Annotated in this window: 11 protein-coding genes; 7 read left to right on the top strand and 4 right to left on the bottom strand. The window is 67.1% G+C overall.

Going from position 1 to position 9,475, the window contains the following annotated elements; genetic code table 11:
• Positions 1 to 34: 34 nt before the first annotated feature.
• The 3 genes from VFJ08_RS14330 to gph are packed head-to-tail and all read right to left on the bottom strand — an operon-like array spanning position 35 to position 2,448.
• Positions 35 to 706, bottom strand: a complete 672-nt coding sequence (locus VFJ08_RS14330; protein WP_324997906.1) for a nucleotidyltransferase family protein — start codon at positions 704 to 706, stop codon at positions 35 to 37.
• Positions 703 to 1,689 carry an XdhC family protein gene (locus VFJ08_RS14335; RefSeq protein ID WP_324997907.1) on the bottom strand — a complete coding sequence of 329 codons (987 nt, stop codon included), beginning with the start codon at positions 1,687 to 1,689 and terminating at the stop codon, positions 703 to 705. Before VFJ08_RS14335 ends, VFJ08_RS14330 begins: the two co-directional genes overlap by 4 nt.
• Before the next feature lie 57 nt (positions 1,690 to 1,746).
• The gene (gene gph / locus VFJ08_RS14340) at positions 1,747 to 2,448 is read right to left on the bottom strand and encodes a phosphoglycolate phosphatase (protein WP_324997908.1); all 702 of its coding nucleotides are present in this window, start codon (positions 2,446 to 2,448) and stop codon (positions 1,747 to 1,749) included.
• Between the two features lie 106 nt (positions 2,449 to 2,554).
• Between gph and VFJ08_RS14345 the strand changes: the two genes are divergently transcribed.
• From VFJ08_RS14345 to VFJ08_RS14375, 7 genes are all read left to right on the top strand, one after another.
• Positions 2,555 to 3,910: an MATE family efflux transporter gene (locus VFJ08_RS14345; RefSeq protein WP_324997909.1), complete on the top strand. Its 1,356-nt coding sequence runs from the start codon at positions 2,555 to 2,557 to the stop codon at positions 3,908 to 3,910.
• The gene (locus tag VFJ08_RS14350; protein WP_324997910.1) at positions 3,907 to 4,611 is read left to right on the top strand and encodes a hypothetical protein; all 705 of its coding nucleotides are present in this window, start codon (positions 3,907 to 3,909) and stop codon (positions 4,609 to 4,611) included. Before VFJ08_RS14345 ends, VFJ08_RS14350 begins: the two co-directional genes overlap by 4 nt.
• A gap of 97 nt (positions 4,612 to 4,708) precedes the next feature.
• Positions 4,709 to 5,347 (top strand): LemA family protein, encoded by a 639-nt coding sequence (locus VFJ08_RS14355; RefSeq protein ID WP_324997911.1) that lies wholly within the window; start codon positions 4,709 to 4,711, stop codon positions 5,345 to 5,347.
• Positions 5,347 to 6,147, top strand: a complete 801-nt coding sequence (locus tag VFJ08_RS14360) for a TPM domain-containing protein (protein ID WP_324997912.1) — start codon at positions 5,347 to 5,349, stop codon at positions 6,145 to 6,147. The genes VFJ08_RS14355 and VFJ08_RS14360 overlap by 1 nt, the downstream gene beginning before the upstream one ends.
• 3 nt (positions 6,148 to 6,150) lie before the next feature.
• Entirely contained in the window at positions 6,151 to 6,768 is a 618-nt protein-coding gene (locus VFJ08_RS14365) for a TPM domain-containing protein (RefSeq protein WP_324997913.1), read from the top strand.
• 126 nt (positions 6,769 to 6,894) lie between these two features.
• Positions 6,895 to 7,386 (top strand): 5-(carboxyamino)imidazole ribonucleotide mutase, encoded by a 492-nt coding sequence (gene purE, locus VFJ08_RS14370; protein WP_324997914.1) that lies wholly within the window; start codon positions 6,895 to 6,897, stop codon positions 7,384 to 7,386.
• Positions 7,383 to 8,549 (top strand): 5-(carboxyamino)imidazole ribonucleotide synthase, encoded by a 1,167-nt coding sequence (locus VFJ08_RS14375; protein WP_324997915.1) that lies wholly within the window; start codon positions 7,383 to 7,385, stop codon positions 8,547 to 8,549. The genes purE and VFJ08_RS14375 overlap by 4 nt, the downstream gene beginning before the upstream one ends.
• Positions 8,550 to 8,564: 15 nt before the next feature.
• Here the strand turns inward: VFJ08_RS14375 and VFJ08_RS14380 are convergent, their stop codons facing one another.
• The gene (locus VFJ08_RS14380) at positions 8,565 to 9,467 is read right to left on the bottom strand and encodes an AraC family transcriptional regulator (RefSeq protein WP_414707085.1); all 903 of its coding nucleotides are present in this window, start codon (positions 9,465 to 9,467) and stop codon (positions 8,565 to 8,567) included.
• Between the last annotated feature and the right edge of the window lie 8 nt (positions 9,468 to 9,475).

Consider the following 9,475-nt stretch of genomic DNA (forward strand, 5'->3'; position numbering starts at 1 on the left):
TGTCGTCGATTGGCGGGCAAACCGCATCCCAGCGCTATGACAATGTTTTTGCGCCAAGGTTTAATCGGGAGTGCAAAAAAAAACGGCTCCGGAGGCCGCCTCCGATACCGGTTGCGGCGCCGGCGCGATTGAAACCTCGCATCATCCGGCGGCGGTCGATATCGCGCACGCAGCCGGGCGGTCCTTGTATATGATGCCAAACCGTCGCCGGCAGCGAGCGCAGTATCGGCTGCGGATCGTTGCCGGCGACAAGGCCGCTAAGTCGCTCGCGCGACAGACACACCGGATGGCCGGGATGGCCGCGATACACCGGCCGCGTAGCGGTCGCGCCGCCGTGGATCGCGCGCCATAGGCGATGCGCAAGGCGGCGATCGAAAACGGGCACATCCGCGAGATGAATCTGGACCACGCTTGCCAGACGCGGCGCGGCGGCGAGAGCGAAAGCGCGCGAGCGCGTCATGTCGTGGCGGGCGCCGGCGGCATAAACGATACGCAGCCGATTCGAGAGCACGCCGTGGCTTTTCAGCGCCCGGCGCAAGGCCGGCGCTTGATGATCGGTAACGAGCAATACTGGGCCACGGGTCGCGCGGAGCACTTGCCGGACGGTAATCGCGATCAGCGGTTCGCCGCCGGCTCGGGCGAGCAGCTTGTTCGACCAGCCGTAACGCCGCGACCGGCCGGCCGCGAGCACGACCGTCACGCTCATGCCCGCGGCACCGGGCGCGGGCGGTGCGCGGTGATATCGGCCAGTATCGATAAGGCGATTTCGCGCGGGCCGGTCGCGCCGATGGCGATCCCCGCGGGCAGGTTTAACCGGGCCAGATCGGCCTCTTCGAACCCGGCCTTGCGCAATTCCGCGAACCGCTGATCGGCCTTGCGTCGGCTGCCGAGCACGCCGACGCGAAACGCCGGCGAGCGCAGCGCGTGGCTGATCACGGCCTGATCGTCGGCCATATCGTGGGTCAGGCTGTAGACCGCGGTCCAGGCATCCAGCGGCAGATCGGGCAGGGCGCCGGCTAGGGCGCGCGTGTCGTAATGGCAGGGCGCGATCCCCGGCGGCGGCGCGCTCGGCCCGTAAGGGCGGAGCAGGCCGACCTCGATACCGAGCAGGGTGGCCAGCTCGCCGATCGCCAGCGTCACCGGATCGCCGCCGACCAGCATGAGCCGGCTCGGCGGCAGGTAGTGCTGGCGAAAACCCGGCGCCGGCGGACCGCGCTGCGGTTCGCGATGGAGCACGCTGTCGCCGCTGTCGAGATCGATATCGACGAACAGATCGCGGCGCGCGCGCCGAGCGGCGTCGTGCTCGGCGACCCAGGCGGCGAGATCGGCGATCCGACGCACGAAGATGCCGATGCGCCCGCCACAAGTGAGCTGGACATCGAGCACGGGGCTCCCGGCGCCGTAATCCAGCATCTTGGGCGTGCCGTTGGCGAGCACCGATGCCGCCTGGGCCGCCACCGCGCCTTCCACGCAGCCGCCGGATACGTAGCCCGCGGCCTCGCCACTCGCGCTGATCGCCATTTCACTGCCGAGCGGCCGGGGCGAAGAGCCGCTGATATGCACCAGCGTGGCCAGCACGGCCGCGTCGTCGGTGGTCGCCCAGCGCCGGAGTACGGGCAGCAGATCGTCGACCAAGCCATAGCTGGGCCAGGCCGGCCAATCGCGAGCGGTGAATGCGGTGTCGGCCAAAACCAGTCCGCGCCCAAATGCCGTGGCTGTTTTGTTTACACCCGTGCGCCGCGCGAATCAATCGCGGAAACAACCTATTACGCGAAGCGCCGCGATCGCGTCCGTGATCTTGTGCCAGTCTTCCAGCACGCCGTCGGCGCCGAGACCGGCCGCGGGTTCGGCCGCATAGCCGAACTCGGCCAATAGCACCGGCAGCCCCGCGGCGTGACCGGCCTGGCGATCGACCGCCATGTCGCCGACGTAGACGGCCTCCTCGGCGCCGCACACCAGCGCGTTCAGCGCGGCGAAAAGCGGGGCTGGGTCCGGTTTGAGCGCGTATTGTCCGGCGCCGATGACGACATCGAGATACGGTTCGAGATCAAGTGCGGCGATCACGCGTTCGGCGATCGCCCGCGGCTTATTGGTGCAGACGGCAAGGCGCACGCCGCGCGCCTGTAGCGCGCACAGGGCCGCCGCGGCCCCTTCGAAGACAACGCTGTCGCGACAGGGCTCGTCCCGGTAGCAGGCCGAAAACCGCTCGGTGAGCCGTTCGACGGTGGTTTCGTCGAGAGCGATGCCGTGGGCCGCGAGCACGCGCTCGACGAGCTTGCGCGCGCCGTCGCCGAGAAAGCGGCGCGCGGTGGCGGCGTCGATGTCGATGCGGTAATCGATCAGCGCGCGGTTGACCGCGCGGGCGATATCCGGCGCGCTGTCGATCAGGGTGCCGTCGAGATCGAAGATGACGGCGCGCGGCCATGGTGTTTGGGCGTCGTCGGGCATGGGTCGGTCCGGTACAGCCAAACCACCCATTTTAAGCGCCACGCCGCCGCGCTGGGCGGCGTGGCGTAGAATGCCGGCCTGTTTTCATTGTTTTTCCGAGGCCCGCGTGTCGGATACCGCTTCGCGCGTAAGCCTGTGGTCGTTGCGGCGCCAACTGTTCGCGCAGACTTGGCCGATGGCGATCGGCGTGCTCTCGCTGCTCGGCTTTCAATTGGTCGATGCCGCCTTCGTCGCGCGCCTGGGCACCGCGCCGCTGGCGGCCCAGTCGTTCACTTTTCCGGTCACGTTCCTGATGATCGGGGTTCAGGTCGGTCTCGGCATCGCCATCGCCGCGCTCATCTCGCGCGCCATCGGCGCCGGCGAGTACGAGCGCGCGCGCCGGCTGGGGTCGCTGGTGCTGATCGGCGGCAGTTTGATTACCGGCGCGCTTGCGGCGGTGCTCTGGTTCGCCCATGGCCTGATCTTCTCGAAGCTCGGCGCGGACCCTCAAATTATGGCGCGGATCACGCCGTACTGGGCGATCCAGCTCGTCGCCAACTGGCTTTCGGCGCTGCTGTATTTCGGCTATACGCTGTTCCGGGCGCACAATCACACGCGCCTGCCGGGCATGCTCATGGTGCTGACCAGCCTGTGCAATTTGGCGCTCGACCCGCTACTGATCTTCGGCTGGGGGCCGATCGGCGGGTTTGGTCTGCCGGGCGCGGCGATCGCGACCATCATCGCGTTCGTCATCGGGCTGGTGATTCTGGCGTGGCCGCTGGCGCGCCAGGACTGGCTGTCGATGTCCGGGTTGGGCGCCGAAGCGCGCCGCTCGACGCGGCCGTTCGCGGGCATCGCGGGGCCGGCGATGATCAGCCAGCTCATGCCGCCGCTCGCAGCGATCATCGCCACCGGCCTGGTCGCCAGGCTGGGCGATCCGGCGGTCGCCGCCTGGGGGCTGGCCAGCCGGCTTGAGACGATGTCGCTCATGGTGGTGCTGGGCCTGACCATGTCGCTGCCGCCCTGGCTGGGGCATTGCTACGGCGCCAACAACTGGCCGCGCATCCGGGCGCTTGCTCATATCGCGTTGCAGGCGGCGCTGGTCTGGCAGGCCGTGTTCGGTATCGGCATGGCGCTCGCCGCGCCCTGGGCGGCCGGCGCGCTGACCGGCGACCCGACCGTGCAGCACGATCTGGCGCAACTGATCCGCTTCATGCTGCCGAGCTACGCGCTGCTCGGCATCTGCATGATCGTGGTCTCGGCATCCAACGCGCTCGGCTGGCCGTTGCGCGCCATGCTGATCTCCTGCGCGCGACTGTTCGTGTGCTATCTACCGTGCGTGGCCGTCGGCGTGCTGGCCGGCAGCATGACCACGACCGCGCTCGGCGCACTGGCCGGCAATATACTCGCCGGGCTGATGGCGTGGCTGGTATTTCGCGCCAGCCTGGCCCGGGTCGACGACGCCGGCCGGGCGCGGGCATGAACGCGTGTGCCCAGCCCGGCGGCGCGCCGTCGCCGCTGCCGCGCGGGCACGCGGCCCGGCTGCGCCATTACTGGCGCTCGCAGGGCTGGGCCTGTCACGACAACGTGGATATCGATCTGTTGCGCTGGGGCCTGATCGTCGAGCGGCCCGGCGCGCACGTGGCCAGCTGCTTCACCCTGACCGAGGCCGGCCGCAACGCGCTGGGCGACGGGCTCGAACGCAATCGGCGCGCGCGCAATGCCCACAGTGAAGCGACCGAGGCCGTGGCCCGTCATCTGGCTTCGGCCGGGCGGCTGGTGTTCACCGAGCTGTCGGTCCGCACCGAACACGAAGGGCGCTGGCGTTCCTGTAAACCGGACGTGTTTTCCTTGGTGCGCGGGCTGCGCGCCGACCATCTCGCGCCGCAGGTGCACGAGGTCAAGGTGCGCCGCGCGGACCTACTCGGCGAATTGCGCGGCGCCAAGATCGAGCGCTATCGCGAACTGGCCGCCTCGATCTATCTGGTGATCGCCGACGGCATCGCCGAACCGGACGAGATCCCGGCCGCCTATGGCGTGGCGCTGTATGCGCCGGACGCGGGTTTTCGTATCGCCCGGGCCGCGCCGATCGGCGACTATACGCTGGAGACCCGCCACTGGATGGCGCTGGCCAAGGCGACGCCGTTCACGAGCGAGCCGACGACGGCGCAGCTTTCGTTGTAGGTTCGACCCAGTGTGCGACCGGCTGGCGGCGACGGTTATCTGACAGGATAGGGGTTTGCCTTTAATATCCGCGCGTGATCACCCACACTCGCGCTCTATGACTGCTTCGTATCCCGCTTTCGTCGCGCCTCGCCTAGCCTCGCCTCGTTTTACCGCTGCCCGCTGGCTGGTCGCGCTGGCGCTGGTCGCGCTGCTCGCGGGGTGCGGCGTGAATACCATTCCGCGCGACAATCAGGCCGTCAAGGCGGCCTGGGCGCAGGTACAAAACGAATATCAGCGCCGCGCCGATCTCATTCCCAATCTGGTATCCACCGTGAAGGGCTACGCCAAGCACGAGCGGAAAACGCTGGCCGCGGTCACCCAGGCGCGGGCCAAAGCGACCTCGATCCAAATCGATGCCAGCACCATCGACGATCCCGACAAGCTCAAGCGCTATTTGGCGGCCCAGGATCAGCTTTCCGGAGCGCTTGGCCGGTTGCTTGCAGTATCGGAGCGTTATCCCGATCTGAAATCGAGCCAGAATTTCCTGGCGCTGCAGTCGCAACTCGAGGGTACGGAGAACCGCATCGCGGTCGCCCGCCGCGATTACATCCAGGCGGTGCAGAAGTACAACACCGATCTGGTGACGTTCCCCGGCCGGATCTGGCACTGGCTGCTGTATAGCGACATGAAACCGCACGCCAACTTCAAGGCGTCGACGCCGAATGCGAACCAAGCGCCCGAGGTGTCGTTTTGATGGTGCGCGGTTTGCGCCGGGGGTTCGTGGCGCTGGTCGCGTTGGCGCTGATCGCGGTAGCGTTCAACGCCGGCGCCAAGCCGGATTTCCCGAAGCTCACCGGCCGCGTCGTCGATAACGCAAATATGCTCTCGGCGCACGCGGAAACCCGGCTCACGCGCATGTTGGCGGCGCTCGAGCAGGCCAACGGCGACCAGGTCGTGGTGGTCACGCTGGCCGATCTCGGCGGCCATTCGATCGAAACCTACGGCTATCAGCTTGGCCGGGCCTGGGGCATCGGCCAGAAGAATAAAGACAACGGCGCGCTGCTGATCATCGCGAAGAAAGAGCACGCGATCCGGATCGAAGTCGGCTATGGTCTGGAAGGCCGGCTCACGGACGCCAAATCGTCGGTGATCATTCACCAAGTCATCGAGCCGGCGTTCAAGAAAGGCAATTTCGATGCCGGCGTGCTGCAAGGCACGGCGGCCATCGTCCAACTGCTGGGCGGTAAGCCGCCGTCGCAACTGATCGACCAGGCGGCGCAGGCGATCCAGCATCATCAACAAGCCGATCGGCGTCCGTCGCTCGGCTTAACGCTGATGTTCTTCGTCCTCATTTTCGGAATGATCGCCCTGTTCAGTGGCGGCGGTGGCGGTGGCCACGGCGGGCGCCGTCGCCGTCGGGGCTTTATGCCGCTGTTCATTCCCATGGGCGGCGGCTTCGGTGGCGGCGCCGGCGGATTCGGCGGCGGCATGGGCGGCGGCTTCTCCGGCGGTGGCGGCGGATTCGGTGGTGGCGGCGCTTCAGGGGGCTGGTAAACAATGACAGTTTTCGATCAACGCGCGCGCCAGGCAGTCGCGGAAGCGGTCACCCGAATCGAGCGCGATACCGACGCCGAGGTGGTCACGGTCGTGGCGCGCCAGGCCGATGAATACCGCTGGGTCGGCTTGTTCTGGGCCGCGCTGGTGGCTCTGGTGCTACCCGGGTTGGTGATTTTCTTCCCGGCGTGGTTCGACGTGCGCACGCTGCTGCTCGTGCAATGGGGCGTATTCGTGGTGCTGGGCGCGATCTTCCAACTGCCGGCCGTCACGCCGCGGCTGGTGCCGAAAGGCCTTCGACATGCGCGCGCCGCGGCCCTGGCGCGCAGCCAGTTCCTGGAACAAAGACTGCACCGAACCGCGGCGGCCACCGGCGTGCTCATTTTCGTCGCCGAGGCCGAGCGCTACGTCGAAATCCTCACCGATCACGGCGTGGCGGCACATATCGACGATGCCGCGTGGTCGGCCATCATCGAGCGTTTCACCGCGCGCGTATCGGCGGGCGAGACCGAGGCCGGATTCGTGGAATGCGTCGAAGCCTGCGGCGCACGCCTGGCCCAGGCCGTGCCGGCAACCCACGAACGCGACGAACTGCCGAATCGGCTGGTGGTTCTGGATTAGAGCCTGCTGCCGCTTCATATGGCAACAGGCCCCAGCGCGCAGTGGTCCGTCATTGGTCGTAGGACGGGGCACGCGGCATCGTTATTGCTAGAATAGGCGGCTTTTCTGTGCTCCGCAGGAGACACGATGGCCGAACACAAGCCGCTCGTCGGCGTAATTATGGGCAGCACGTCCGATTGGGACACCATGCGCCATGCGCACGAGATGCTCGAGCGTTTCGAAATCCCGCATGAATGCCGGGTGGTTTCGGCCCACCGCACGCCGGATCTGATGCGCGAATACGCCGCCACCGCCGAACAGCGTGGCCTGGAAGCGATCATCGCCGGCGCCGGCGGGGCCGCGCATCTGCCGGGCATGGTCGCGGCGCAGACGCTGGTCCCGGTGCTCGGCGTGCCGGTGAAGAGCCGGGCGCTGAGCGGACTCGATTCACTGCTGTCGATCGTGCAGATGCCCGGCGGCGTGCCCACGGCGACCTTCGCCATCGGCGATTCGGGCGCCAAAAACGCGGCCCTGTTCGCGATCGCGCAGCTTGCCGCCACGCGCGAGCCGCTGCGCCGCGCACTCACCGATTTCCGCGCCGCGCAAGCCGATAAGGTTCATAACGAGACGTTGTCATGACCCTAGCCAACGGTTGCCGTTCGATAATCCTTCCCGGGGCCACGGTCGGCGTGTTGGGCAGCGGCCAGCTCGGGCGCATGCTCGCGCTCGCCGCGCGTCGTATGGGCTATCGCGTGCATACCTTTTCGCCGGGCGCCGATACGCCGACGGGCCAGGTTGCCGATCGCGAGGCCGTGGGTGACTATCAGGATCTCGCGGCGGTCGCCGAATTCGCGTCGCGCGTCGATGTCATCACCTTCGAATTCGAGAATGTCCCGTTCGAGGCCGCGGCCGCAGCCGCCGAGCATGTGCCGGTGCGTCCGGACGGCCGGGTGCTGCATATCGCCCAGCATCGTCGTCGCGAGAAGGATTTCCTCGCCGATGCCGGCTTTCCCACCGCACCGTTCGAACATGTGCCGGATCGCGACACGCTGACCGGCGCCATCGAGCGCGTGGGTACGCCGTGCGTTCTCAAGACCGCGGGTTTCGGCTACGACGGCAAGGGCCAGTACGTGATCAAGTCGCCCGGGGAGGCCGATACGGCATGGTCGGCGATCGGCGCCGGCGAGGCCGTGCTGGAGGGCTTTGTCGATTTCGAAAGCGAGGTCTCGGTGATCGCCGCGCGCGGCGCCGACGGCGCGTTCGCCCACTACGGTGTGGTCGAAAATCGGCATCGCGATCATATTCTCGATGTATCGATCCCCGATGCGGTGCTGGACCCGGCGGTGGCCGACGAGGCGATCCGCATCGCCCGCGGCGTGCTGGAGGCGCTGGACGTGGTCGGCGTGCTCTGCGTGGAATTCTTCCTCGGCCGCGACGGTACGTTACGCGTGAACGAACTCGCGCCCCGGCCGCACAACTCCGGTCATTTTTCCTTCGACGCCTGTACAACCAGCCAGTTCGAGCAACAACTGCGCAGCGTCTGTGGACTGCCGCTGGGCGATACCGCGCGGTTGGCGCCGTCGGCGATGGTCAATCTGCTGGGCGATCTCTGGACCGATGGGGCGCCGGATTGGACGGCCGCGTTGAGCGATCCGGGGCTCAAGCTGCATCTGTACGGCAAGAGCGAGGCCCGCCCGGGCCGCAAAATGGGGCACATGACGGTGCTCGGCGCGGATCGCGAGGACGCCGCCCGCCGCGCCGTGGCCGCCCGCGATCGGCTGACGGGCCGGCCGCGCTACTAGGCGTTATCCTGTCGTTCACGCCGTGACGGATTTTGGATCGACATTGGCGTCGCCGGCGGAGAGACGCAGGCATTGAATATCGCGTTTGGGCGGCGCACCGAAAAGACGGCTGTACTCGCGGCTGAATTGCGAGGGGCTTTCGTAGCCGACTTCAAACGCCGCGCCCGCCGCGTCCAGCCCCTCATTGAGCATCAAGCGCCTCGCTTCGCCCAGCCGCAGCCATTTCTGGTACTGCAAGGGGCTCATCGCGGTGAGCTGACGAAAGTAGTGATGCAGGCTCGATGTGCTCATTTGCACGTGAGCCGCGAGGTCGGCGGTGCGCAGTGGTTGGGTGTAATTCGTCTTCAACCAATCGATGGCCCGGGCGATCCGCCGGCTCTGGCTTCCCACCGAGGCAATCTGCCATAGGCGCGCCGCCAGATCGCTCTTCAGCAGGCGATAGTGGATCTCCCGCTCGATCAATGGCGCTAGCGCCGCAATGTCAGCGGGCTCGTCGAGCAAGGCGAGCAAGCGACTGAAAGGCTCCAGCAAAGCCGGGGTCATCGTGCCGATAGCGGCGCTCGCCTCGGTGGCGCGATCGCCTGGGGGCAGCAGGGTGGTCTGCGAGATCAATTCCGCCATGACGCGTAGATCGAGCTTGAATACCAGCCCCAGGCACGGCTTGTCCGGGCTGGCGTCGAGAACTTGCGAGCGGGCGGGAAGATCCAGGGAGTTGAGCAGGAAACGCTCGGTATCGTACGCATAAGCCTGGTTGCCGACCAGCATTTGCTTGGCGCCCTGGACGACGAGAACGACGCTGGGTTCAACCAGACAGGCGCAGGGTTCGGTCAGGGCCTCGCGCCGGAAAAATGCAAGATTGGCAATCGCGGTCGAGCAATCCTCCTGCCCGACTGTGCGCCCGCCAATCATATCCACCAGATCCGCGT

It is taken from the genome of Salinisphaera sp., from assembly GCF_035690525.1.
In the GTDB taxonomy this organism is placed as follows: domain Bacteria; phylum Pseudomonadota; class Gammaproteobacteria; order Nevskiales; family Salinisphaeraceae; genus Salinisphaera.

Excerpts from the sequence above, each read along its gene's own strand:
- VFJ08_RS14330 (WP_324997906.1), bottom strand. The coding sequence starts at position 706 with ATGAGCGTGACGGTCGTGCTCGCGGCCGGCCGGTCGCGGCGTTACGGC.
- VFJ08_RS14350 (WP_324997910.1), top strand. The coding sequence starts at position 3,907 with ATGAACGCGTGTGCCCAGCCCGGCGGCGCGCCGTCGCCGCTGCCGCGC.
- VFJ08_RS14355 (WP_324997911.1), top strand. The coding sequence starts at position 4,709 with ATGACTGCTTCGTATCCCGCTTTCGTCGCGCCTCGCCTAGCCTCGCCT.
- VFJ08_RS14360 (WP_324997912.1), top strand. The coding sequence starts at position 5,347 with ATGGTGCGCGGTTTGCGCCGGGGGTTCGTGGCGCTGGTCGCGTTGGCG.
- purE (WP_324997914.1), top strand. The coding sequence starts at position 6,895 with ATGGCCGAACACAAGCCGCTCGTCGGCGTAATTATGGGCAGCACGTCC.
- VFJ08_RS14365 (WP_324997913.1), top strand. The coding sequence starts at position 6,151 with ATGACAGTTTTCGATCAACGCGCGCGCCAGGCAGTCGCGGAAGCGGTC.
- gph (WP_324997908.1), bottom strand. The coding sequence starts at position 2,448 with ATGCCCGACGACGCCCAAACACCATGGCCGCGCGCCGTCATCTTCGAT.
- VFJ08_RS14375 (WP_324997915.1), top strand. The coding sequence starts at position 7,383 with ATGACCCTAGCCAACGGTTGCCGTTCGATAATCCTTCCCGGGGCCACG.